Below are 22,653 nucleotides of genomic sequence, written 5' to 3'. Positions count from 1 at the left end.
AATTTCAAGCATGAGGTAGGGTCCGTGATCGTGGATGTGCTTCAGTTTTGAAACACACTGGGACACATCGCTACGTCACCCTTCGGACCCGGAGACCCGCATGCCCGACTTCCCCGCCGCCACCCCGCGTGCCCGCGTCCGGGTACCGATGCGCTTCCACGACGGCTACAGCGTCGACACCGAACTCGTCACCTTCCACGGCCTGACCGACGGCCAGGAACACCTCGCCGTCGTCCTCGGCGACCCCGCCCCCGGCACCACCCCGCTGGTCCGGCTGCACTCCGAGTGCCTGACCGGAGACGTCTTCGGCTCCGCCCGCTGCGACTGCGGCCCCCAGCTGCGCGAGGCCGTCGAGCGCATAGCCGAGCGCGGCGGCGTGCTGCTCTACCTGCGCCAGGAGGGCCGGGGCATCGGCCTCTACAACAAGCTCGACGCGTACGCCCTCCAGGACCAGGGCCTCGACACCTACGCGGCCAACACCGCGCTCGGCCTCCCCGAGGACGACCGCGACTACACGGCCGCCGCCCAGATGCTCCAGGCCCTCGGCATCACGTCCCTGGACCTGCTCTCCAACAACCCCGACAAGGCCGAGCAGTTGCGCGGCCTCGGCATCGACGTGCGGGACCGGGTGCCGACCGGGGTGTTCAGCACGCCCCACAACGTCCGGTATCTGCGTGCGAAGGTCCTCCAGACCCACCACACGCTGCCGCTGGGCCGGCTGACGGACCTGAACGTGGGCTGACCGCCGCCGAGGATGGTGTAGCGGGCTACACCCTCCATTCGGGAGGGCACTCCCTCGTGACCGGGGGCCGTCGACGGAAGGGTTGGGACCACGATCCCGACCGACCGCCGACGTGGAGGCCTTCCCCAGCCATGGCTACTCTCCTCTATCACTTGGGCCGTGTGGCCTTCCGGTGGCGCTGGTTCGTCACCCTCCTGTGGGTGGCGGTCCTCGGCGCCGTCGGCTTCGCCGCCGCCAAGGCCCCCGCCGCCCCCGACGACGGCTTCACGATGCCCGGCATCGAGTCGCAGAAGGCCTTCGACCTGCTGGAGCAGCGCTTCCCGGGCACGGCGGCGGACGGCGCGAGCGCGCGGATCGTCTTCGTCGCCCCGAACGGCGAGAAGGTCACCGCGACCGACAACCGGGCGGCCATCGAGAAGCTGGTCACCGAAGCGGCGGACGGTGCCCAAGTGGCCTCCGCCGTCGACCCGTTCACCGCGAAGGCGGTGAGCGCGGACGCGTCCACGGCGTACTCCACCGTCACCTTCGAGGCGAAGGCCCACGACCTCACCGACGCCGCCAAGACCCACCTGGAGCGGGCCATCGACACGGCCCGGGACGCGGGCCTGACCGTCGAGGTCGGCGGCGACGCGCTCGCCACCCAGCCCGCGGCGGGCGGCAGCGCCGAGGCCATCGGCATCGCGATAGCCGCGATCGTCCTGCTCATCACCTTCGGTTCCCTGGCCGCCGCCGGACTGCCCCTGCTCACCGCGATCCTCGGCGTCGGCATCAGCATGTCCGCGATCCTCGCCCTGGGCAGCGCCTTCGGCCTCTCCGAGACCACCGGCACCCTCGCCACGATGCTCGGCCTCGCCTGCGGGATCGACTACGCCCTGTTCGTCGTCTCCCGCTACCGCGAGGAACGCGCCAAGGGCCACGCGCCCCGCGAAGCGGCCGGACTGGCCGCGGGCACGGCGGGTTCGGCGGTCGTGTTCGCCGGTCTGACCGTGGTCATCGCGCTGGCCGGGCTGTCCGTGGTCGGCATCCCGATGCTGACGAAGATGGGTCTGGCGGCGGCCGGCGCGGTCCTCCTCGCCGTCCTGATCTGCCTCACCCTGGTCCCCGCGGTCCTCGGCTTCTGGCCGAACGCCGTGCTCTCCCGCCGCGACCGCAAGAAGAAGGCCAAGCGCGGCAACGGCGAGAACGGCGGCAGCCGCTGGGCCCGGATCGTCGTACGCCACCCGGTCCCGGTGCTGCTGCTCGGCGTCGTAGGACTCGGGGCGATGGCCCTGCCCGCCCTCAACCTGCAGCTCGGCATGCCCGGTGACGAGGCCAAGTCCACCGCCACCACCGAACGCCGTGCCTACGACGACCTCGCCGAAGGCTTCGGGCCCGGCTTCAACGGCCCCCTGACCATCGTCGTGGACGCGAAGGGAGCACCGGACGCGAAGGCCGCCGTGGCGACGATCTCGAAGGAGCTGGCCGCCACGGACGGGGTGGTCTCCGTCTCGCCGGCCCGCTTCAACACGGCGGGCGACACGGCGGTGTTCTCCGCGACCCCCGCCACCAGCCCCACCGACGAGAAGACCAAGCAGCTCGTCCAGACCATCCGCGACGAACGGCCGGGCATCGAGTCCCGGGCCTCCGGCGCGAGCTTCGAGGTCACCGGCACCACCGCGCTGAACATCGATGTGGCGCAGAAGGTCCAGAACGCGCTGATCCCCTATCTGGCGCTGGTGGTGGGCCTGGCGATCGTCCTGCTGCTCCTGGTCTTCCGCTCGCTGCTCGTACCGCTCAAGGCGGCCCTCGGCTTCCTCCTCTCGGTCCTCGCGGCGCTCGGCGCGGTGGTCGCGGTCTTCCAGGAAGGGCATCTGGCCTCCTGGCTGGGCGTCGACCAGACCGGCCCGATCATGAGCCTGATGCCGATCTTCCTGGTGGGCATCGTCTTCGGACTGGCCATGGACTACGAGGTGTTCCTGGTCTCCCGGATGCGCGAGGCCTACGTCCACGGGGACGGCCCGCGCCAGGCGGTGGTGTCGGGATTCCGGCACAGCGCCCGGGTGGTGGTGGCCGCCGCGCTGATCATGATGGCGGTGTTCTCCGGCTTCATCGGCGCGGGCGCCTCGATGATCAAGATGATCGGCTTCGGGCTGGCCATCGCGGTCCTGTTCGACGCGTTCGTGGTCCGGATGGCGATCGTCCCGGCGGTCCTGTCCCTGCTCGGCGACAAGGCCTGGTACCTGCCGAGGTGGCTCGACCGGACGCTGCCCCGCGTGGACGTCGAGGGCGAGGCGCTGAGCCACAAGGTCCCGGCACCGGCGACCGAGCCGGCCGACACCCCGACCGTCCACCTCACAGCGGTCCCGTAACCGTAGGGACCCCCCAGACCGGGGCCGCCGAGAGCGGAGGCGGCCCCGTGGCGCCCGGATCCCGTGGGGACGGGGACCCGGCGCAAGTCCCGGGCCCGGCGACGGAGCACTCCCCCCGCCCGTCGCCGGGCCCGCGGACGTCCACAACCCACCCGTCAGAGACGGCAAGAGAGGACACTTCGATGAAAACCTCAGTGCAGGCCGGGGTGGCCGGGCTCCTCGCCTGCGGCACGCTGCTCACGGTGGTCCTGGTCAGCCGCGACGGCGGCGACAACACCACCCGAACCGCCGGATCGGCCACGTCGAACGGCCCGTACGTGGCCCTCGGCGACTCCTACACGGCGGCCCCCGGCATCACCGAACCCACCGGAACCCCGGCCGGCTGCGACCGCTCCGCCGGCAACTACCCGGCCGTGGTGGCCGCCGAACTCGGCCTGAAGGGCGACAAGTTCCGCGACGTGAGTTGCAGCGGCGCCACCACCGCCGACCTCACCTCCGCCCAGGACACCGACCACGGCACCAACCCGCCCCAGCTCAGGGCGCTTTCGTCGGACACCCGGCTGGTCACCATCGGCATCGGCGGCAACGACATCGGCTTCGGCAAGCTGCTCAAACGCTGTGTGGCGATGGGCGCGCTGTATCAACTCACGGGCAGCGGAAAGTACTTCACGTTCACGGAGGACGCACCCTGCGCACGCGACGCCGGCCCCGTGGCGAAGAAGATCGCCACGGCGGGCGACCGACTGTCGAGAATCCTGACCGAGGTGAAGCGCCGCGCCCCCGAGGCCCGCGTCTACGTCGTCTCCTACCCGGCGATCCTGCCGGCCGACAGCGCCGACTGCGGCCGGGGCATGTCCCTGGCCCCCGGCGACGTGACCTACCTCCGCGAGACGGAACAGCAACTCAACACCGCGCTACGGCAACGGGCTTCGGAGGCCGGGGTCAGCTACGTCGACACGTACACCCCCTCCACCGCCCACAACGCGTGCGCGCCGAAGGACACCCGCTGGATCGAACCCCTCGCACCGCAGAACCCGGCGGCCCCGGTGCATCCGAACGCGCGCGGCGAGCGCGGGATGGCGGAGGCGGTGCTGCGGGAGGTGAGGTCGGCGCTGTAGGGGGCGGTGGCCTAGTGCTCGCAGCTGTCCTCGATGCCGTAGGTGTCCCAGGCCGGGAACGGGTCGGCGGGCGGGACGCTCTCGCCGGGGGTCATCAGGCAGGCGGTCAGGGCGCTGTGGAGTGCTTCCGCCCGCAAGTCGGTGCCGATGAAGACCAGTTCCTGGGCGTCGGGGGTGTCGGGGTCGTGGGCGGCCGACGGTTCGAAGCGGGCGACGGAGCCCGCCTGGGACCACAGGCCCGTCACGCCGGGGCGGCCGGCCAGGGTGAAGAAGCCCTTGGAGCGCAGGACGCGGCCGTATCCGCCGCTGTCGAGGCCCTCGGTCACGAATGTCCACAACCGGCCGGGGTGGAAGGGGAGTTCGGCGCGGAAGACGGTCGAGGAGATGCCGTACTCCTCGGTCTCGGGGACGTGGTCGCCGTTGAGTTCCCGTACCCAGCCGGGGGCCTGCTGGGCGCGTTCCAGGTCGAAGAGGCCGGTGTCCAGTACGTCGGCGGGCCGTACGCGGCCGTGGACGGCCGGGACGACCCGTGCGGCCGGATTGAGGCGGGTGAGGGCCGCGCGCAGGCGGTCGGCCGACTCCTCGTCGACGAGGTCGAGTTTGTTGAGGACGATGACGTCGGCGAACTCGACCTGGTCCATCAGCAGGTCGCTGACGGTGCGTTCGTCGTCCTCGTACTGGTCGAGGCCGCGTTCGACGAGGTCGTCGCCGGCGGCCAGTTCGGGCAGGAAGCCCAGCGCGTCGACGACCGTGACCATGGTGTCGAGGCGGGCGACCTCGCCGAGGGTGGCGCCGTCGTCGCGGGCGAAGGCGAAGGTCGCGGCCACCGGCATGGGTTCGGAGATGCCGGAGGACTCGATGAGGAGGTAGTCGAAGCGGCCCTCGCGCGCCAGCCGGTCGATCTCCTCCAGCAGGTCGTCGCGCAGGGTGCAGCAGATGCAGCCGTTGGTCAGCTCGACGAGGCGTTCCTCGGTGCGGGAGAGGGCCGCCGTGCCGCCGCGCACCAGCGCCGCGTCGATGTTGACCTCGCTCATGTCGTTGACGACGACCGCGACGCGCAGGCCCTCGCGGTTGCCGAGGACGTGGTTGAGGAGGGTGGTCTTGCCCGCACCGAGGAAGCCGGACAGCACGGTGACGGGGAGGCGGGCGGACGGCATGGACGGTCAGCCCTCGGGGCGCAGCAGGCCGCGTTCGTACGCCTTGGCCAGGCGTTGCGGGACCAGGTAGGGGACGCCGTCGATGGTGATCGGTACGAGCGCCGGCGTGCTCGCCTTCCACTGGGCGCGGCGGTGCCGGGTGTTGCTGCGGGACATCTTCCGCTTGGGAACGGCCATGGGGGTCCTCCTGCTCGGGTGGGTGGCGGGTCGCGGACGACGCTACATGAAAATGGATTCCATTACTAACTAACCTTGCCCGCCCGTGCGGCACCGCGGGCAGCGTCCCGTGAGCTCGACGGTGTGCTCGACCTCCGCGAACCCCGAGGTCTCGGCCACCTCCTCCGCCCAGCTCTCCACCGCCCGCGCGTCGACCGGGACGCTCAACCCGCAGACCCGGCACAGCAGATAGTGCCGATGCTCGGGGAACGGGCGGTGCCGGAACAGCCGTTCACCACCCCGGTCGCGTACGACGTCGGCGCGACCGGCGTCCACCAGCGCGGCCAGCGTGCGGTAGACGGTGTTGAGGCCCACCCGGGCGCCGTGCGACTCCAGGATGCCGTGCAGCGCGCGGGCCCCGACGAAGCCGCCGTGGTCGATCAACGCCCCCACGACACAGGCGCGTTGGGCGGTACGGCGTCCGATCAGGTCCAGGTCGTCGGCCGGTGCGCCCATCACGCCACCACGAGACCGGCACGCGCACGGGGCCGCCGTACGACGAGGATCGCCGTCGCGTAGACGGCGGTGGCGACGGCCATGATGGCGAAGCTGGGCGGCAGTTGGGGGACGCGGTAGCTCAGGGCCAGGCCCGCCCACATCTCCGCCACCGCCAGTCCCCCGGACAGGGCCAGGGCGTGATACGGCCGGTCGGTGAGCCGTTGGGCCGCGCCCGCGGGGGCGGCGAGCAGACCGAGCAGCAGCAGCGAGCCGACCGCCTGGGTGGCCTCGGCCGCGCAGGCGCCGACCAGGACCAGGAAGACGAGGCCGAGCAGCCGTACCGGCACCCGGCGGGCCGTCGCCACCGCCTCGTCGACGGAGGCGAAGAGCAGCGGGCGGGCGACCGCGAGCACGGCGAGGCAGATCCCGCCCGCGACGACGGCCGCCCACCGCGCCTGCCCGGCGGAGAGTCCGAAGATCGAGCCGAACAGGACGGTGACGCCGGCGGTGCCGTTCCCGGTGTTGCGGGAGGTGGTGTAGAGGGTGAGGAAGAAGACCCCCAGGCCCAGGATCCAGGAGAAGAGGCTGCCGATGACGATGTCGTCGGCCCGGCTGCGGCGGCCCAGCACGCCCAGCACCACGGCCAGCAGCAGGGTCGCCGCGAACAGCCCCAGCCGCAGGTCGTAGCCGAGCGCGAGCGCCGCGAGCGCCCCGGTGAACGCGACATGGCTGAGCGCGTCGCCGGTGAACACCTGGGCGCGCAGCACCAGGAAGTACCCCACGAGCCCGGCCGCCAGCGCGATGGCCGTACCGGCCAGCAGCGCGTGCGTGAAGTAGGGATGCGAGAACGCGCTCATACCGCGGCACCTTCCGTCGGCCGGGGCTGTCCGGCGGAGGCGGTGAGGGCCCGGCCCGTCCGCACCAGGACGTAGACGGCGAAGGCGAAGGTCGTCACGTAGAAGCCGATCGGGTACGGCGAGTAGTAGGCGGCGATCAGCCCGGTCCAGGTCACCGCGACCGCGATCGCCACCGAGAGCGCCAGGCCGGCGCCGGGCCGGGCCGTGAGCTGCTGCGCGGCCGCGGCGGGCATCACCAGCAGGGCGAACACGAGGAGCGTGCCGGTGATCTGGCCGGCCTCGGCGGTCGCCGCCCCGAGCAGGACGAGGAAGACCACGGACAGCGCGCGCACCGGCACCCCGCGTCCGGCCGCGACGTCCGCGTCGACGGAGGCGAACAGCAACGGCCGCCCGATCACCGCCAGTACGCCGAGCGCGAGGACCGCCACGACCGCCAGCACGGTCACCTGGACCGTGGTGATGCCCAGGAAGCTGCCGAACAGAAGGGAGTTGACCCCGCCGAGGAACCCTTTGTACAGCGCGACGAAGAGGAATCCGCAGGCCAGCAGGAACGCCTGGACGGTGCCGGTGAGTGCCGACTCCTGCCCTCCGCCGTCGCCCCCGCCCGCGCCGGCGCGCGGGATGGCGGCGATCACCAGGGCGCCGCCGACGCAGAACGCGAAGTAGCCGAAGCCCGCGCCGATGCCCAGCAGGGTCGCGCAGGCCGCGCCGGGAAAACTGACCACGGCCAGCGTGTGCCCGGCGAAACTCTGCCGGCGCAGCACCATGAACCAGCCCATCACGGCGGCCAGTACGGCCACGACCGTCCCGGCCCGGAAGGCGTTGACCATGAACGGGAACGCCCACATCTGCTGGAGGTCGGTCACCGGGTTCCACGACCAACCGGCGCTCGTGTCGGCCCAGTTCATCGACCGCCTCCCGTGCGGTGCCGGTCGGTGTGGCGGGCGGGCGCCTCGGGCTGGCCGACGACCACCAGCCGCCCGTCGCCGGTCCGCAGTACCTCCACCGGCACGCCGTACAGCCGCGACAGCGTCCCCGTGGTGATCACCTCCCGCGGCCGGCCGGCGACCGCGCCGCCCTCGGCGATGTACACCACCCGGTCCAGCCACGGCAGGATCGGGTTGACGTCGTGCGCGACCATGACGACACCGACGCCCGCCTCCCGGCAGATCCGCCCGACGAGCGCGGCGACGGCGCTCTGGTGGGACAGGTCGAGACTGTCCAACGGCTCGTCCAGGAGCAGCAGTTCGGGCCCGCGCACCAGCGCCTGGGCGATCAGCAGCCGCTGCTGCTCGCCGCCGGAGCACTCGCCGATCGGCCGGTGCGCGTACGCGCTCGCCCCGACCAGCTCGACGACCTCGGCGACCCGGTCCCGGGCGGCCCGCCGCCGGGCGCCGAACCGCCCCGGCAACGGCAGCGGCACGCCCCAGCGGTCGCCGTCGAGACCGAGCCGCACGATGTCGGTGCCACGGATGCGCAGGCTCGCGTCGAAGCTGCGCCGCTGCGGCAGATAGCCGACGCGGTGACCGGCCCGGCCCGGCGCCCCGCCCAGCACCCGCACCTCGCCGGCGGCCGGCGGAAGGACCCCCAGCAGCACCTTCACCAGGGTCGACTTCCCGACCCCGTTGGGACCGAGGACGGCCACGAACTCCCCGGCGCCGACGTCCAGATCGACCCCCGACCACAGCGTCCGGCCGCCGACGCGCACGCTCGCGCCGCGCAACGACACGACGGGAGAGGGCGGTTGGGCGGTGTCGGCGGCCGTGCCGTCCGGCCGGGAGGCAGCGGCGGCGGCGGAACGCACCGTCCTCACCGCCCCGTCGCCTGCCCCAGAGCCTTCTCGATGCCCTGCAACTGCCGTACCTGCCAGGCCTGGAAGGAGGCCCCGGCCGGGGTGAGGGTCTCGGTCACCGTCGCGACGGGGATGCCCTTCGCCTTGGCGGCGGCCACCTGGGCCCGCACGTCCGGGGTGGCGTTCTGGCTGTTGTAGACGTACACCTTGATCGACTTCTCGCTGATCTGCCGGTCGATCGTCTGCTTGTCCTTGGCCGTCGGGTCGGTGCCCTCGCTGATGGCGTCGAGGAAGGACTCGGGCGTGAGCATCTTCAGCCCGAGCCCCTCGGCGAGCGGGCTCACGATGGACTCGGAGGCGCCGATGGGGGTGTTGGCGTACTTGCTCTTGATGTCGGCGATCAGTTCGTTGTACGGCGCCAGCGTCTTCGTCTCGAACGCCGACTTCCGCGCGTCGAAGTAGGCGGCGTCGGCCGGGTCCAGCTTCTTGTAGTCGGCGGTGATCCGCTCGATCACCTGGTGGACGTTGTCCGGCGAGTACCAGCGGTGCGGGTTGCCGCCCGGCTTGATCCCGACCAGGTCACCGACCTTCAGATCGGTGCGGCCGCTCTCGGGGTTGGCCGACAGCAGCTTGTCCGCCCAGGCGTCGTAGCCGATGCCGTTGACGATCGTGTACTGCGCCCCGGCCACGAGCCGACCGTCCGCGGCGGTCGGCTCGTAGTCGTGCGGGTCGGCGTTCGGGTTGTCGATGATGCTCTTGACCTGGGCGTGGGTGCCGCCGAGTTGGGCGGCGATGCTGCCCCAGAAGTTCTCCGCGGCCACGACCTTGACGGTCCTGCCCGCTGTCGTGGACCCGGCGTCGGCGGTGTCGGAGGACGCGGAGGTGGAGCATCCGCTGAGCGCGGCCAGCGCGGTGACGGCGGCCAGACCGCCGACGACCGGGCGGGAGGAACGGGACGGGGTGATGGAGCGGGCTGCGGAGCGGGATATCGGGATGCCGGTGGTGCGCACTGCTCGGTCTCCTTGACGGGCGGGGGCTCACACGCGGGCAGGGGCCTGCGGAGCGGGTCGCCTCCGACCGTAAATGGAAATGATTGTCACTACTAGAGAACCGGCTATCTCTAATGAAAATCATTATGGAAACTTGACCACCCGGCACCGGGCGTGGGGTGCGTCAGCGCTTGGTGTAGATGAAGCCGAGCTTGTCGACCTCGTCGCCGGAGCGGCCGTGGAAGCCGGCGATCTGCCAGCCGGAGGGGGCGGTGCGGGTCACGCAGTCCGAGGTGGTGGTGCCGCCGGCCAGGGTGTTGCCCAGGTTGGTGGTGAACCTGGCGTAGAAGATCCGGGTGTGGCCGCTCTTCTGGCCCTGGCACAGGTACGCCGACGTCACGTACTCGCTGCTGCCGAGGGTGAGGGAGGTCGCGGTGCCGCCGGTGCCGCCGTGGGTGAGTGTGGTGCCGTTGGCGAGGGTGATGCCGACCTGGTCGACGCGGGAGCCGGAGCGCAGGGAGATCTTCGTGGCGCGGGCGGCGGCGGGGACGTTGTCGATGTCCTGGTAGTAGTCGCCGTGGGGGCCGCCGAACTGGTCGCTGAGCTGGTAGTCGGTGTTCTGTGACCAGGTGAAGCCGACGGTGATGGGGTCGTGGTCGGAGAGCATCAGTCCGTCGTCGGTGAGGAACTTGGCGTGCTCGTTGTTGTAGGAGGTCGCGTTGAGGGTGACGAGTCTGCTGCTGCGGTAGAGGACCTTGTCGACGACCTCGCAGGTGTTGGGCACGGTGGCGCCGCTCTGGTCGCACACCAGGGCGTCGCTGCCCTTGGCGGGTGCGACTCCGCCGCGGACGAGCTGGACCCAGGCGTCGGTGAGTCCGTTGGCGGCGCCGAACTCGGCGATGGTGTCGGCGGAGCGGGTGTAGCGGGTGTTGGTGTCGCCCATCACCACGACCGCGTTGCCCGCCGAATGGGTGCTGATGAACGTGGTGAGCTGGCTGAGGTTGTCCGCGCGGGAGGCCTCGTCGCCGTCGTTGGTACCGGCGTTGGTGTGCAGGTTGTAGAAGTCGACGTACACACCCTCGGAGAGGCGCTCGCGCATGAACGTGAAGCCCTTGGGCGTGAGGCAGTCGCCCGAGTCGATCTGGCAGGAGTTCCAGTGGACGCGCTCGAAGTCGTCGGTGTCGTAAGGGAGTTTGGACAGGGTGTTGAGTCCGCTGCCGATGCCGGCGCCGCCGCTGGTGGGGGTGCGGTACGCGTGCGCGGTGTCACCGGCGTAGAGGTAGGCGTGGTAGTTGAAGTCCTCCTGGACGTTCACGATGTCGTAGGGCGCGATGTGTTGGCCGATGGCCGTGGTGCTGGACTCGCGGGGTGTGGAGGCGCTGGAGAGTATCTCCGGCAGACCGGCGACGTTATAGGTCAGGGCGCTGAAGGACCCGGAGGTCGGGTCCGCGGCGGCGGCCGGGAACACGCTCGCGACGAAGCCGCCGCAGGTGACGGCGGCGGCCGTGAGGCACGCGAAGAGACGGCGCATGAGGCGGGACTCCTGTGAAGTGGGGTGGGGCAGCGGGAACTTACCGCCGGTAACCCACTTCCGTCGCCGGCCCGGACCGCAGTGATCGAAACTTGATCGCGTGGTCCAGGCCAGAGGGTTCCCACGACGGCGGACTCGGGACGCGGACCGCCCGGTGTCCGGCGGGGGCCGGTTGCCAGAGAAGAGGCGATGGGGGATGGTTGCCGGACGGCAACGTTTTCTACGAGGGTATGAGGTGAGGGGTTCGCGCAGCGGATCCTCAATTCTTGGTGACTCCCAAATCCTTGGTGACTCCCACCAATGCCGACGGCGGCATCGACACACCGGACGGGTCCCTGTGGACCAGGGCCCCCTATCCCGTCCTGGTCGCTGATCCCCAGGGCGCGCTCGTCCTGGTCAACGAGGCGGCCGGAGCGCTGCTGCCCCGCGCGCGGCCCGGGGTCCCGCTGGCCGACGCCGTCCCGGCGTGGCTGTCGTCGGCGCACACCGCGCTGCGTGTCCCCCGCCAGGCCGCAGGGGCCGGAGGGGCCGGAGGGGCCGGAGGGGGTCGCTCCCGCACGGTGTCGGGCCCGCTGGACGAGCGGGTCTTCGAGGCCCGTCCCACGGTCCACGACGACGGCACGGTGTGGTGGTGGCTGGTCGACGCCGACGACCACCACCTGGTCCGGGAAGCGCTGCGCGTGGAGCGGGAGCGGACCGCGTTCCTGGGCAGGGCGTCCAACCTGCTGCTCTCCTCCCTCAACCTCGACCGCTGCATGGACGTCGCCGCGCAGCTGGCGGCCGAACACCTCGCCGACGCGGCCCTCGTCGTCGCCCCTCGGCGCGGCGCCCGGCTCCCGGTCGTCGCCTGCGTGCGGGGCGGGAGCCCGGCCGCCTCGTACGAGAGCGCCGACCCGGACGACGTACCCGGCCTCGGCGAGGCCCTGCGGGGCTTCCCTCCCGTACCCACGCGCTGGGTCGACCCGTCGGCGGCCCCGGAGTGGGTCGTACCGCGGGACTTCGGACCGGTCGGCTCCATGGTGATCACGCCCCTGCCCGGACACGGTGTTCCCGCCGGAGCGCTGATCCTGCTGCGGCGGGCGGGCAGCGCGGTGTTCACCGGGGAGGAGGAGGTCTTCGCCCGGCTGTTCGCGGCCCGCGCCGGAGCGGCGATGTCGGCGGCCCGGCTGTACGCGGACCAGTCGGCCATCGCCGACGTCCTGATGCGCGAACTGCTCCCGCCGACGCTCCACCAGGTCTCCGGCGTGGACTTCGCCGGCGGCTACCGCCCCTCGGACGACCACCAGCGGATCGGCGGCGACTTCTACGACGTCCACCCGGCGCTCACCGAGGGCGACCCCTCGCTGGTCGTGCTGGGGGACGTGTGCGGCAAGGGCCTGGAGGCCGCCGTACTGACCGGGAAGATCCGCAACACCCTGCACGCCCTGCTGCCGCTCGCCGACGACCACCAGCGGATGCTCGGACTGCTGAACATGGCGCTGCTGAACTCCCATCACACCCGGTTCGCCACCATGGTCCTGGCCTCCGCCGTCCGGGAGGGCGGCTCCGTACGGATGCGGGTGACGAGCGCCGGCCACCCGCCCCCGCTGATCGTCCGCGCCGACGGCACGGTGGAGGAGGCCGACACCAGGGGCACCCTGATCGGGGCCATCCCCGACATCCACGCCGAGACCGCCGACCTCGTCCTCGCGCCGGGCGAGACCTGCGTCCTGTACACGGACGGGATCACCGAGGCCCGCGGCGGTCCGCTCGGCGACACCATGTTCAGCGAGGAACGCCTGCGCCGCGCCCTCGCCGAGTGCGCCGGCATGCCCGCCGAGAGCATCGTCGAGCACATCCAGATGCTCGCCGCGCAGTGGGTCGGCCGGGGACAGCACGACGACATGGCCGTCGTGGTGGTCTCCGCGCCCCGCAGTCACCACCTCAGTGCGGTGAACGGCCGCACTCGGGGCAGGTTCACCGCATGAACACCGATCTGCGCCCCACGCGCTCGGACCCCGCCCTCCTGGTCGCGGGACTGTGGGAGGCCGTCTTCGCCGGGGACGAGCACACGGCGACCAGGCTCGTGCTGCGGGCCCTCGACGACGGACTCGCCCCGGAGAGCGTGCTGCTCGACGTGATCGCCCCGGTCCAGGCCAGGGTCGGCGAGGAGTGGGCCGCCAACCGGATGAGCGTCGCCCAGGAGCACGCGGCGACCGCCATCAACGACCGCGCCGTGGCCGCCCTCTCCGTCCACCCGGCCGCGCGTACGGTCGCCCGCCGCGGCCGGATCACCGTGGCCTGCGTGGACGGCGAATGGCACGCGCTGCCCGCCCGGCTGCTGGCCGAGGTGCTGAAGCTGCGCGGCTGGCACGTCGACTACCTGGGGGCCCAGGTCCCCGCCCCGCACCTCATCGCGCACCTGCACCGCACCGGGCCCGAACTGGTCGCGCTCTCCAGCTCCATCGCGACCAGGCTGCCCACCGCGCACGCCGCGATCACCGCGTGCCAGGCCGTGGGAGTACCCGTCCTGGTCGGCGGCGCCGCCTTCGGCCCCGACGGCCGCTACGCCCGGCTGCTCGGCGCCGACGCCTGGGGCGCGGACGCCCGCTCCGCCGCCGACCAGGTCCAGCACGGCCCGCTGCCCCGCCCGGAGACCGGCCACCAGACGATCGACGACCTGCCGCACCTGGACGACCAGGAATACACGCTGGTCACCCGCACCCGCACCCGCCTCGTGCGATCGGTGCTGCACGGCCTGGAGGCGGCCTTCCCCACGATGCGGGAGTACGACGACCTCCAGCGCGAGCACACCGCCGAGGACCTGGCGCACATCGTGGACTTCCTCGCCACGGCCCTCTACCTCGACGACGTCGACCTGTTCGTGGACTTCGTCACGTGGACCGCCGCCATCCTCACCGCACGCGGTGTGCCCGCGCACAGCCTCCCGCCCGCCCTGCGCCTCCTGTCCGACGAACTCAAGGACTTCCCCCGGGCGACCCGCGTCCTCCGGCTCGCGTACGACGGGCAGGCCACCACCATCGCCACCGCCACCGCCAGGAACCACCCGTGAGCAACCGCCCCTCAAGTCACCTGCGTCTGACCGCCGTCGACAGCGAGCGCGCGGTGCGCCTGGATCTGCACGGCGACCTCGACCACGACAACGCCGACGTGCTCCTTGAGACCGTCACCGGCGAACTGGCGGCACACCCGCGCCTGCGCGACCTCCACCTGGGCTGTGCCGGACTCGGCTGCGTCGACTCCATGGGGCTGTCGACGCTGCTGATGATCCGCCGCCGTACCGATGAAGCGGGTGTGCTCCTGCACCTCGAAGAGCGCACCCCGGCGTTGAACCGGCTCCTCACCGTCACGGGCAGCCTGGAGTACCTGACGGCCTTCCCCGACAGGGCCGCACGCGGGACCTCCGGCTCGGGGGATTCCCGCGCGGACACCGAGGAAGCCGTACCGGACCGGCCGGCCGACGGCTGACACCGCCGAGACGGCTCCGAACAGTTCCGGCGACCGGAGCGCCGCCGCGCCGTACCGCCCGCTGCCGACTCGGGGCATCCGTGGAGCACCCGTCTCGGGAAGTCGTACGTAACAAGGACGGCACAGCGGTGTCCAACCTTGAGAAGACCGGACGAGAGGAGCCGCCCAGTGGCGGGGGCCCGCACCCAGAGCGCACCACCCGGCAGCCGGGGCGACACGGACGACACCCTGCTGACGGTCCGGGCGGCGGAGGGCGACGAGGACGCCTTCGCCGTCCTCGTCCAACGCCACGCACCGGCCCTGATCCGGCTCGCCACCCGGCTGCTCGGCACCCGGGTCGAGGCGGAGGACGCGGTCCAGGACGCGTTCCTCAGCGCCTGGCGACGGCTGCCGGAGTTCCAGGGCCACGCCTCCTTCGCCACATGGATGTACCGGATCGTCACCAACCGCTGCCTGAACGTGCTGCGTTCACGCAGGCCCGTGGCCCCGCTGGAGGCGGCCGGCGACCTGCCCGCGGCCGAGCACGCCACCTCGCCGGCCCGGATCGCGGAGGGCCGCGACGCGGTCCGCGAGGTGCGGGAGGCGCTCGACCTGCTGTCGGCCGAGCAGCGGGCCTGCTGGGTGCTGAGAGAATTGGACGGCCGCTCCTACGAGTTCATCGCGGACGCGGTCGGCATCAGCCAGGAGGCCGTCCGCGCCCGGGTCTTCCGCGCACGCCGTTGTCTGACACAAGCACTGGGGGCCTGGCGATGACCACCCGTCACGATCCGCTCGACGACGCCCCCGGCAGCGAGGACGAACACCTCGCGTGCGGACGGTTGATCTCCCTGGTGTGGGAGGCGTGGGAGCAGCGCACGCAGGACCCGCACATGCTCTCCTGCCCGCACTGCCGGCAGGCCGTGAGCGAACTCGAAGCACTCGGGACCGCCGTACGCGGCCTCCGCGACGACACGGCGGACCCCTCGGGCGACGACGTGGCGACGCTGACGCGACGGGTCATGGACGTCGTCCGGCTCGAACTGCGCCCCGGCCGGCCGATGCCCCTGGGGGAACCGGGCGAGGATCTGTGGATCATGGAGGCGGTGGCCGCCCGGTCCCTGCGCGCCGCCGCCGAGCAAGTGCCCGGTGTCCGGGCCGGCTCCTGCCGTCTCGTCCCCGGACCGGACGGCGGCGGGGCGGGCGCGGTGGAGGTCCGTCTCGACGTCCACGCGCCGTCCGGGGCCGTCCTGCCGGACCTCGCGGAACAGGTCCGGCGCCAGGTGTGGGCCACCGCCGAGGGCGAGTTGGGCATGGCCATAGCGTCGGTGGACATCCGTATCACCGACATCGTCGACACCCCGTCCGACAGCCAGGAAGGCTTCGCCTCATGACCCGGACCGCCGTTCACGTCACGCTCACCGAGGAGATCGCCCGTGCCGTGGAGCAGGTGCCGGGGGTGGCGTTCCTCAAACCGGGGCTGACCGACCGGCTGCGCTCCGCCGTGCAGCCGGGCGTGCCCCGGCCCGGCCGGAACACGGCGGCCACGTCGTCGGCGGGGGTGCGGGTGAGCAGACCGAGCGGCTCGGCGGGCTGGCACGTCGAGATCAGCCTCGTCGCGCTCCGCGAGACGCGCGGGGTGGATGTCGCGCGCGCCGCCCGGCGCACCGTCGAGGAACGCGTGGCCGCGCTGTTTCCCGCCGAGACGGCGCAGGCGCGGGTCAGCGTCACGGTCACGGGACTGGTCTGAGCCGCTGCCCGCCGGCTGCTCCTTCCCGCTCATCGTCGCGGCGGCCTACAAGTGCGGCGGCGGAGACGTGACCATGAGGTGCACGAAGACCGTCCAGGCGCAGGCCGCCGCAGCCATGACTCGAAATCTGCGACGGCGTGCGGGTGCGACCGGATCAGGCCCCGCTCCCACGGGACGGGCGACCGCGACCGGGGCTCTCCCGGGTACGGCCTCGGGCGTCACGGACACCGGCGGCGGCGGAACGGGCCGGGGTGCCGGTCGGGCCTGCGGCTGGACGAGATGCCGGTCGGCCCGCCGCGCTGGGCGGCGCCTCGTGGCCCGGCGGGGCGGGTGCACCGCCGCCGGTGGGGCCGCGGTCCCGGCCGCCGCGGGGGCCAGTCCCTGGGCAAGGCCGCTCAGGAACGCGGCGTAGGCGGCCCGCCGCAGGCCGGTCGGGGTGGTGCGTCCGCTTTCCCAGGAGCGCACCGTCGCCGTGGTCACGCCGAACGCGGCGGCGACCTGCTCGTCGGTGAGCTGCCAGGCGCGGCGCAACCGGGCGCGCTCCTCGGGTGCGGGCAGGGGCGCCTTTCCGTCGCGGCGGCGCGGGTGGGAGGGCATGGGCTGCTGAGGCAGAAGGTTGATCGTCACGACGGTATGACAACCGGCAACCAGGTCATGTGATCACCGGGCATCCCGATTACACCCGTATGCCGTAACGCGGGGTCAGCGGCGGGCGAACCGCCCGGACCCGCCGCTGTCCTTGGCGGCGGCCCGGGTGATGTTGCGGGCCATCCCGCCGAAGACGACCGCGTGGAAGGGGGACACGGACCACCAGTAGAGGTGGCCGAGCAGACCTCGGGGGTGGAACAGAGCGCGCTGACGGTAGCGGGTCCGGCCGTCGGCGTCCGTCTCGGCGTACATCTCCAGCCAGGCCAGACCGGGCAGCCGCATCTCCGCCCGCAGCCGCAGCAGCCGTCCGCGCTCGATCTCCTCGACCCGCCAGAAGTCCAGCGAGTCGCCGACCCTGAGGCGCTCGGCGTCCCGCCGGCCGCGGCGCAGCCCGACCCCGCCGACGAACCGGTCCATCCAGCCCCGGACCGCCCAGGCCGGCGGGAAGGAGTACCAGCCGTTGTCGCCGCCGATGCCCTCGATCACCTTCCACAACGCCTGCCCCGACGCGTCGACCGACGCCTGCCGCTCGTCCTCGTAGAGGCTGCCGCCCGCCCAGTCCGGGTCCGTGGGCAGCGGGTCGCTGGGCGCGCCCGGAACGGATGCCGACGACCAGCGGGTGACCACCTGTGCTTCCCGCACCCGCCGCAGCGCCAGGGCGAGTGCCTCGTCGAAGGGCAGCGGCCGGCCCGGCAGGTCCGGCACGTGGCGGGCGATGTCGTGCTCGTGGCAGACCACCTCGTGGCGCAGCGACTCCGTGAGGGGCCGGGCGATGGAGGCGGGCACGGGCGTGACGAGACCGACCCAGTGGCTGGACAGCCTGGGCGTGAGGACCGGGACGGGCACGATGATCCGGCGGCGCAGTCCGGCGACGCGGGCGTAGCGGCGCATCATCTCGCGGTAGGTGAGGACGTCCGGCCCGCCGATGTCGAAGGTCCGGTTGACGTCGGCGGGCATGGTCGCGGAGCCGACGAGGTAGCGCAGTACGTCCCGCACCCCGATGGGCTGGGTGCGGGTGTGCACCCAGCTCGGGGTGACCATCACCGGCAGGCGCTCGGTGAGATAGCGCAGCATCTCGAAGGACGCCGAACCGGAGCCGATGACGACCGCCGCCCGCAGTACCGTGGCGGGCACCGGCGACTCCAGGAAGATCCGTCCCACCTCCGCCCGGGACCGCAGATGCGGGGACAGGGAGCTTTCGGGCACGCCCTTCGGCGTGAGTCCGCCGAGATAGACGATCCGTCGTACACCGGCGGCCCGGGCCTGCTCGGCGAAGACGTGCGCGGCACGGCGGTCGGTGTCCTCGAACCCGGCGCCGGATCCGAGGGAGTGCACCAGGTAGTAGGCGACGTCGATGCCGCGCATGGCCGGGGCGACGGACTCCGGGTCCGTGACGTCCCCGCGAACCGTCTCGGCGTCGCCGGTCCAGGGGTGCTCACGCAGTCGGTCCGGCGAACGGGCCAGGCACCGTACCCGGTGGCCGGCCTCCAGCAACTCCGCCACCAGGCGTCCGCCGATGTAGCCGGACGCCCCGGTGACCAGGCAGTGCAGCCGCTCGGGTCCCCGGCCGCCGTGTCCCGCCACGGCGTCCGCCGCCGCGTTCCGCTGTCCGTCCGCGCCGCCCACGATCGTGCCTCCACGCGCTTGATCCGCCGCTGTGGCCTCGTCGTCCGATCATCGCCGCGCCGGGACGACCGTGCCTGTCGGGCGCCGCCACGAGGCCGCTGCCCTGCTCCGGCCGCTGCTCGGGCCGCTGCTCAGGCCACTGTTCCGGTCGCGAGAACATTCCTCCGGTAATGATCGAAATCATCAGCCGTACGACTATGTCTGATTTCCGCGACGAGTCGTCGGGCCGAGCGGAATGATGACGGCATGGCGATGATGATCCAGGACGAGGACACCTCTTTCGTCGGCCGTTCGGCGGAGCTCGACCTGATCGGCGCCGTACTGGGCACCAGCCGGCTGGTCACGCTCACCGGTCCGGGAGGCGTCGGCAAGACCAGGCTGGCCCGCCATGCCCTGTCCCGTGGGACGTGGGCGGACGAGGACGACCTCGCCTGGGCGGATCTCTCGCCGCTGCGCGACGCGGATCTGCTGTCCGCGACCGTCGCCGACGCGCTCGGCCTGTCCGATCACACCCCGCGCATGCCGACGGACGCGATCCGCGCGTGGATCGGCAGCCGCCGTACGGTGCTCGTGCTCGACTGCTGCGAACACCTGCTGGCCGAGTGCCGCGGCCTGGTCGCCGACCTCCTGGCGGCCTGCCCCCGGCTGCGGATCCTGGCCACCAGCCGCCAGCCGCTGAAGGTCCGGGGCGAGACCGTCGTCCGGATCGAGCCGCTGGCCACCGTGCAGGAGGCACTCGATCTGTTCGCCGACCGTGCCGCCGCGACCGGGAACCCGCTGAAGGACGACACCGACCACCGTCTGGCCGCCACCCTGTGCGAGCGCCTCGACCGGCTGCCGCTGGCCCTCGAACTCGCCGCCGCGCAGTTGCGCGCCATGCCCCTGAACGAACTGTGCGTACGCCCCCGGTCGGCGGTCGACCTCCCGCCGGCCCCGCCCCACACGAAACCGCCCCGGCACGCGGCCCTGCGCACCACGATCGGCTGGAGCCACGAACTGTGCACCCCGCTGGAGCGGCTCCTGTGGGCCAGGCTGTCGTTCCTGCCCGGCGCCTTCGACGAGAACACCGCCCGGCAGGTCGCCACCGGCGGCCCCCTCCACCCCCGGACGACCGCGCAAACGCTGCACGCGCTGTGCGACAAGTCCGTGGTCACACACCGGGCGGGTGCCTACCGGATGCTGGACACGGTCCGTGAGTACGGCCGGATGTGGCTGTCCGAGATCGGCGAGGAGCAGGCCGTCGCGCGCAGGCACGCCGAGCACATGCTCACCGAGACCCGCCACGCCCACCGCGCGTGGCCGGGCCCACGGCAGCGGAGCTGGTACCGGCGGATCGACTTCCTCCACGCCGACATCCGCCTGGCCACCGGACACCTCCTGGCCACCGACCCGGCAGCCGCCCTGGAACTGCTCGGCCACGTCACCTTCTACTGGGTCTGCTCCGGCTACCTGTACGAGGCCCGCCAGCACCTGGAGCAGGCCGTACGGCTCCTGCCCGACGCGAGGCCGGACGAGCCGTGGGTGCAGGGGCTGTGGAGCCTGGGACTCACCCTGACGTTGCAGGGCGAACACGACGCGGCCCTGCCCGTCGCCATCGCCTGCCGACAGGCCGCTTCAGCCGCCCGGGACACGGAGGGTTCGAGACGGGCCGCCTACCTCGAAGGCCTCCTCCACCTGCTCCAGGGCCGTCCACTCGCCGCGGCGCACGTCGTGGAGTCGACAGCGCTGGGGACCGCCGCCCCACCCCCCGACCAACCGACCTCCGCCACCCTGCTGTGCCGCCTCCTGCACGTCTTCGCCCTGACCGCGTCCGGCCGACTGCGCCAGGCACGTCATGAGGCTCTCGAACTCCGGGACACCTGCGCGGAGTTGGACGAGTACTGGACACGTTCCTACGTCGATCACCAGCTGGCACTCATATCGCTGCTCGAACAAGACGCCCAGGACGCCGTACGCCACGCGCGGGCCGCGCTCGACGCGAAGCAGCACATCGGGGACGCCTTCGGGATCGCCATGCTCATGGACCTGCTCGGCATCGCGCTGGCCGACACCGGACAGGAACGGGAAGCCGCCCACGCGTTCGGGGCGGCGGACCGCTTCTGGGAGACGATCGGTCACCCGCAGCGCGGGACACCGGAGTTGGCGGCGCTGCGCGACGAGTGCGAAGGCCGGCTCGTACGCGCCCTGGGAGACGCGGAGTTCGACCGGATCCGGGCGCGGACGGCGGCCTGCGACAGACGGACACTCGTGCGGTGGGCCTCGCGCGGCGGACCTTTCCCACCGGGCTGACGCCGGACCTGCCTCCAGGCGCCCGCACATACCTCCAGGCGTCCCCGCATCCGCAGGCGGGCGAGGGACGTCAGACCTTGCGCCAACGGGCGTTGGCCCAGGAGAAGACCCCGAAGGTCATGAGGCCGACCGCCATGAGCGCCAGCAGCCAGGGGCCCGCCGGAGTGTCGGCGAACGTCCGCAGGGTGTCGTCCATGCCCTTGGCCCTGCCCGGCTCGTGCCGGACGGCCGCGGCGACGGCGAACCCGCCCGCCGTGGCGAACACGACACCCCGGGCCGCACCGCCGAACACCCCCAGGAACGCGACGACTTGACGCGTCCTGCGGGACATCTCCCCCATCTTCAGGTGCTTCTCGAACTTGCGCATGACGGCCCGTACGGCGATCCACACGCCGGCCGCGGTCACCGCGGCACCGGCGACGCCGACGATCCACTGCCCGCCCGGCCAGTCCAGCGCCTTCGCCGTGACGTCCCGCGAGGTCCGGTCGGAACTGCCGCTGCCGCTGCCCTTGTCCCCGGCCGCGTAGGAAAGCACGGAGTACGCGACGAAGCCGTAGAAGACGGAACGGCCCGCCGCCATCGCCCTCTTGCCCGGCTTGCCGCCGTCGGGGCCCGCTTGGCCGAAGACGGCCTCGGACAGCCGCCACAGGGCCATCCCGGCCAGGGCGATCCCGAGCAGCCACAGCAGTACGGTGCCGAAGGGCTTCCGGGCGATCTCGGCGATCGCGCCGCCCCGGTCCGCCTGCTCGCCGCCGCCGAAGAAGGCGATGCGCAGGGACAACACCCCGATGAGCACATAGATGACCCCGCGGGCGACGAACCCCGAACGGGCCGCCGCCGCGACCGCCGGGCTGTTCGCCGCACGCAGGACCTGACCGCGTGCCCGTCCCCGTCCCCGTCCACTCCCGCGTCCACGCCCGCGTCCGCCTGCCGTTGCCGATCCAGTAGCCATGCCCTGCCGTATGCCCCCGAAGGACGGGACCATCCCGGCACCGGCCGGGCCGCCGTCTCACGGTGTGCCGGACACCAGTCCGATCCGGTGGGCGAGGACGACCGCCTGGACCCGGTCGCGCAGCGCGAGCTTGGCCAGGATGCGCGAGACATAGGTCTTGACCGTCTCGGGGGTGATGTACAGCTCCGCCGCTATCTCCGCGTTCGACAGCCCCTCGGCCAACTGCCGGAGCACGTCCAGTTCGCGGGGCGTCAGCGCCCGTACGACGTCCTCCCTGGCCGGCCGGGACGACTCGGCCGGGCGCAGGTGCTCGGCGTAGTGGCCGATGAGGTGACGGGTGACGGCGGGCGCCAGCAGGGCCTCGCCCCGGGCGACGGTCCGGATGCCGTTCACCAGCTCCGCGGGCGGCGCGTCCTTGAGCAGGAACCCGCTGGCCCCGGCGCGCAACGCGTCGTAGACATGCGCGTCGACGTTGAACGTCGTGACGACCAGCACCTTCGGCGGCTCCCCGGCGTCGGGACCGGCCAGTTGCCGGGTCGCCTCGATGCCGTCGAGGAGGGGCATCCGGATGTCCATCACGACCACGTCGGGGCGCAGCCGCCGGGCGGCTTCCACCGCCGCGTGCCCGTTCTCCGCCTCGCCCACGACCTCCATGTCGGGCTGGGCCGAGAAGATGGTGACGTAGCCGGTCCGCACCAGTTCCTGATCGTCACAGACGAGCACACGGATGGGAGGCGGCGCGTCGCTCACGGGGTC

At 72.4% G+C, this 22,653-nt stretch carries 22 protein-coding genes; 10 read left to right on the top strand and 12 right to left on the bottom strand.

Going from position 1 to position 22,653, the window contains the following annotated elements:
* Nucleotides 1–100 precede the first annotated feature (100 nt).
* From ribA to ACIQPR_RS13320, 3 genes are all read left to right on the top strand, one after another.
* A complete protein-coding gene (gene ribA / locus ACIQPR_RS13330) occupies nucleotides 101–742 on the top strand; it encodes a GTP cyclohydrolase II (protein ID WP_403646379.1) in 642 nt (213 codons plus the stop codon).
* Between the two features lie 131 nt (nucleotides 743–873).
* Nucleotides 874–3,090 (top strand): MMPL family transporter, encoded by a 2,217-nt coding sequence (locus ACIQPR_RS13325; protein ID WP_403646377.1) that lies wholly within the window; start codon nucleotides 874–876, stop codon nucleotides 3,088–3,090.
* 182 nt (nucleotides 3,091–3,272) lie between these two features.
* Nucleotides 3,273–4,208 (top strand): SGNH/GDSL hydrolase family protein, encoded by a 936-nt coding sequence (locus tag ACIQPR_RS13320; RefSeq protein WP_403646374.1) that lies wholly within the window; start codon nucleotides 3,273–3,275, stop codon nucleotides 4,206–4,208.
* 11 nt (nucleotides 4,209–4,219) lie between these two features.
* Here the strand turns inward: ACIQPR_RS13320 and ACIQPR_RS13315 are convergent, their stop codons facing one another.
* The 8 genes from ACIQPR_RS13315 to ACIQPR_RS13280 form a co-directional block, all read right to left on the bottom strand.
* Nucleotides 4,220–5,365, bottom strand: a complete 1,146-nt coding sequence (locus ACIQPR_RS13315) for a GTP-binding protein (RefSeq protein WP_403646372.1) — start codon at nucleotides 5,363–5,365, stop codon at nucleotides 4,220–4,222.
* A gap of 6 nt (nucleotides 5,366–5,371) precedes the next feature.
* Nucleotides 5,372–5,542 (bottom strand): 50S ribosomal protein L32, encoded by a 171-nt coding sequence (gene rpmF, locus ACIQPR_RS13310; protein ID WP_403646369.1) that lies wholly within the window; start codon nucleotides 5,540–5,542, stop codon nucleotides 5,372–5,374.
* Between the two features lie 69 nt (nucleotides 5,543–5,611).
* Nucleotides 5,612–6,037: a Fur family transcriptional regulator gene (locus tag ACIQPR_RS13305; RefSeq protein ID WP_403646366.1), complete on the bottom strand. Its 426-nt coding sequence runs from the start codon at nucleotides 6,035–6,037 to the stop codon at nucleotides 5,612–5,614.
* The gene (locus ACIQPR_RS13300; protein ID WP_403646364.1) at nucleotides 6,037–6,876 is read right to left on the bottom strand and encodes a metal ABC transporter permease; all 840 of its coding nucleotides are present in this window, start codon (nucleotides 6,874–6,876) and stop codon (nucleotides 6,037–6,039) included. The genes ACIQPR_RS13305 and ACIQPR_RS13300 overlap by 1 nt, the downstream gene beginning before the upstream one ends.
* The gene (locus ACIQPR_RS13295) at nucleotides 6,873–7,784 is read right to left on the bottom strand and encodes a metal ABC transporter permease (RefSeq protein WP_403646361.1); all 912 of its coding nucleotides are present in this window, start codon (nucleotides 7,782–7,784) and stop codon (nucleotides 6,873–6,875) included. The genes ACIQPR_RS13300 and ACIQPR_RS13295 overlap by 4 nt, the downstream gene beginning before the upstream one ends.
* Nucleotides 7,781–8,689 (bottom strand): metal ABC transporter ATP-binding protein, encoded by a 909-nt coding sequence (locus ACIQPR_RS13290; RefSeq protein WP_403646359.1) that lies wholly within the window; start codon nucleotides 8,687–8,689, stop codon nucleotides 7,781–7,783. The genes ACIQPR_RS13295 and ACIQPR_RS13290 overlap by 4 nt, the downstream gene beginning before the upstream one ends.
* The gene (locus ACIQPR_RS13285) at nucleotides 8,686–9,678 is read right to left on the bottom strand and encodes a metal ABC transporter solute-binding protein, Zn/Mn family (RefSeq protein ID WP_403646356.1); all 993 of its coding nucleotides are present in this window, start codon (nucleotides 9,676–9,678) and stop codon (nucleotides 8,686–8,688) included. Before ACIQPR_RS13285 ends, ACIQPR_RS13290 begins: the two co-directional genes overlap by 4 nt.
* Nucleotides 9,679–9,841: 163 nt before the next feature.
* Nucleotides 9,842–11,188, bottom strand: a complete 1,347-nt coding sequence (locus ACIQPR_RS13280) for a jacalin-like lectin (RefSeq protein ID WP_403646353.1) — start codon at nucleotides 11,186–11,188, stop codon at nucleotides 9,842–9,844.
* A 287-nt stretch (nucleotides 11,189–11,475) separates the two neighbouring features.
* Between ACIQPR_RS13280 and ACIQPR_RS13275 the strand changes: the two genes are divergently transcribed.
* From ACIQPR_RS13275 to ACIQPR_RS13250, 6 genes are all read left to right on the top strand, one after another.
* Nucleotides 11,476–13,155, top strand: a complete 1,680-nt coding sequence (locus ACIQPR_RS13275; protein ID WP_403646351.1) for a PP2C family protein-serine/threonine phosphatase — start codon at nucleotides 11,476–11,478, stop codon at nucleotides 13,153–13,155.
* Nucleotides 13,152–14,240, top strand: coding sequence for a B12-binding domain-containing protein (locus tag ACIQPR_RS13270; RefSeq protein ID WP_403646349.1), 1,089 nt, complete (start codon nucleotides 13,152–13,154; stop codon nucleotides 14,238–14,240). Before ACIQPR_RS13275 ends, ACIQPR_RS13270 begins: the two co-directional genes overlap by 4 nt.
* Nucleotides 14,237–14,656, top strand: a complete 420-nt coding sequence (locus ACIQPR_RS13265; protein WP_403646347.1) for an STAS domain-containing protein — start codon at nucleotides 14,237–14,239, stop codon at nucleotides 14,654–14,656. The genes ACIQPR_RS13270 and ACIQPR_RS13265 overlap by 4 nt, the downstream gene beginning before the upstream one ends.
* Nucleotides 14,657–14,824: 168 nt before the next feature.
* Nucleotides 14,825–15,409 carry an RNA polymerase sigma factor gene (locus ACIQPR_RS13260; protein ID WP_403646344.1) on the top strand — a complete coding sequence of 195 codons (585 nt, stop codon included), beginning with the start codon at nucleotides 14,825–14,827 and terminating at the stop codon, nucleotides 15,407–15,409.
* Nucleotides 15,406–16,026, top strand: a complete 621-nt coding sequence (locus ACIQPR_RS13255) for an Asp23/Gls24 family envelope stress response protein (protein WP_403646341.1) — start codon at nucleotides 15,406–15,408, stop codon at nucleotides 16,024–16,026. Before ACIQPR_RS13260 ends, ACIQPR_RS13255 begins: the two co-directional genes overlap by 4 nt.
* Nucleotides 16,023–16,382, top strand: coding sequence for a hypothetical protein (locus tag ACIQPR_RS13250; protein ID WP_403646338.1), 360 nt, complete (start codon nucleotides 16,023–16,025; stop codon nucleotides 16,380–16,382). The genes ACIQPR_RS13255 and ACIQPR_RS13250 overlap by 4 nt, the downstream gene beginning before the upstream one ends.
* A gap of 45 nt (nucleotides 16,383–16,427) precedes the next feature.
* Here ACIQPR_RS13250 and ACIQPR_RS13245 read toward each other — a convergent pair whose 3' ends face one another.
* Nucleotides 16,428–17,009, bottom strand: coding sequence for a helix-turn-helix domain-containing protein (locus ACIQPR_RS13245; RefSeq protein ID WP_403646336.1), 582 nt, complete (start codon nucleotides 17,007–17,009; stop codon nucleotides 16,428–16,430).
* Nucleotides 17,010–17,084: 75 nt separating this feature from the next.
* Complete coding sequence (locus ACIQPR_RS13240) at nucleotides 17,085–18,614, bottom strand: SDR family oxidoreductase (protein ID WP_403646491.1); 1,530 nt, start codon at nucleotides 18,612–18,614, stop codon at nucleotides 17,085–17,087.
* Nucleotides 18,615–18,902: 288 nt separating this feature from the next.
* Here ACIQPR_RS13240 and ACIQPR_RS13235 point away from each other — a divergent pair, with 288 nt between their 5' ends.
* The gene (locus ACIQPR_RS13235) at nucleotides 18,903–20,945 is read left to right on the top strand and encodes an ATP-binding protein (RefSeq protein ID WP_403646333.1); all 2,043 of its coding nucleotides are present in this window, start codon (nucleotides 18,903–18,905) and stop codon (nucleotides 20,943–20,945) included.
* 70 nt (nucleotides 20,946–21,015) lie between these two features.
* Here the strand turns inward: ACIQPR_RS13235 and ACIQPR_RS13230 are convergent, their stop codons facing one another.
* Together ACIQPR_RS13230 and ACIQPR_RS13225 are read right to left on the bottom strand one after the other, a co-directional pair.
* On the bottom strand, nucleotides 21,016–21,897 hold the full coding sequence (locus tag ACIQPR_RS13230) for a DUF1206 domain-containing protein (protein ID WP_403646330.1): 882 nt from the start codon (nucleotides 21,895–21,897) through the stop codon (nucleotides 21,016–21,018).
* 57 nt (nucleotides 21,898–21,954) lie between these two features.
* Entirely contained in the window at nucleotides 21,955–22,647 is a 693-nt protein-coding gene (locus ACIQPR_RS13225) for a response regulator (RefSeq protein WP_403646327.1), read from the bottom strand.
* Between the last annotated feature and the right edge of the window lie 6 nt (nucleotides 22,648–22,653).

Source organism: Streptomyces sp. NPDC091280, assembly GCF_044768565.1.
Classification (GTDB): Bacteria; Actinomycetota; Actinomycetes; order Streptomycetales; family Streptomycetaceae; genus Streptomyces.
Note: the sequence above shows the minus strand (reverse complement) of the source record. Positions and strands in the feature narration are given on the sequence as shown.

Coding starts and splice junctions, on each gene's coding strand:
- ACIQPR_RS13270 (WP_403646349.1), top strand. CDS start 13,152: ATGAACACCGATCTGCGCCCCACGCGCTCGGACCCCGCCCTCCTGGTC.
- ACIQPR_RS13255 (WP_403646341.1), top strand. CDS start 15,406: ATGACCACCCGTCACGATCCGCTCGACGACGCCCCCGGCAGCGAGGAC.
- ACIQPR_RS13305 (WP_403646366.1), bottom strand. CDS start 6,037: ATGGGCGCACCGGCCGACGACCTGGACCTGATCGGACGCCGTACCGCC.
- ACIQPR_RS13230 (WP_403646330.1), bottom strand. CDS start 21,897: ATGGCTACTGGATCGGCAACGGCAGGCGGACGCGGGCGTGGACGCGGG.
- rpmF (WP_403646369.1), bottom strand. CDS start 5,542: ATGGCCGTTCCCAAGCGGAAGATGTCCCGCAGCAACACCCGGCACCGC.
- ribA (WP_403646379.1), top strand. CDS start 101: ATGCCCGACTTCCCCGCCGCCACCCCGCGTGCCCGCGTCCGGGTACCG.
- ACIQPR_RS13295 (WP_403646361.1), bottom strand. CDS start 7,784: ATGAACTGGGCCGACACGAGCGCCGGTTGGTCGTGGAACCCGGTGACC.
- ACIQPR_RS13280 (WP_403646353.1), bottom strand. CDS start 11,188: ATGCGCCGTCTCTTCGCGTGCCTCACGGCCGCCGCCGTCACCTGCGGC.
- ACIQPR_RS13250 (WP_403646338.1), top strand. CDS start 16,023: ATGACCCGGACCGCCGTTCACGTCACGCTCACCGAGGAGATCGCCCGT.
- ACIQPR_RS13235 (WP_403646333.1), top strand. CDS start 18,903: ATGGCGATGATGATCCAGGACGAGGACACCTCTTTCGTCGGCCGTTCG.
- ACIQPR_RS13325 (WP_403646377.1), top strand. CDS start 874: ATGGCTACTCTCCTCTATCACTTGGGCCGTGTGGCCTTCCGGTGGCGC.
- ACIQPR_RS13320 (WP_403646374.1), top strand. CDS start 3,273: ATGAAAACCTCAGTGCAGGCCGGGGTGGCCGGGCTCCTCGCCTGCGGC.
- ACIQPR_RS13300 (WP_403646364.1), bottom strand. CDS start 6,876: ATGAGCGCGTTCTCGCATCCCTACTTCACGCACGCGCTGCTGGCCGGT.
- ACIQPR_RS13315 (WP_403646372.1), bottom strand. CDS start 5,365: ATGCCGTCCGCCCGCCTCCCCGTCACCGTGCTGTCCGGCTTCCTCGGT.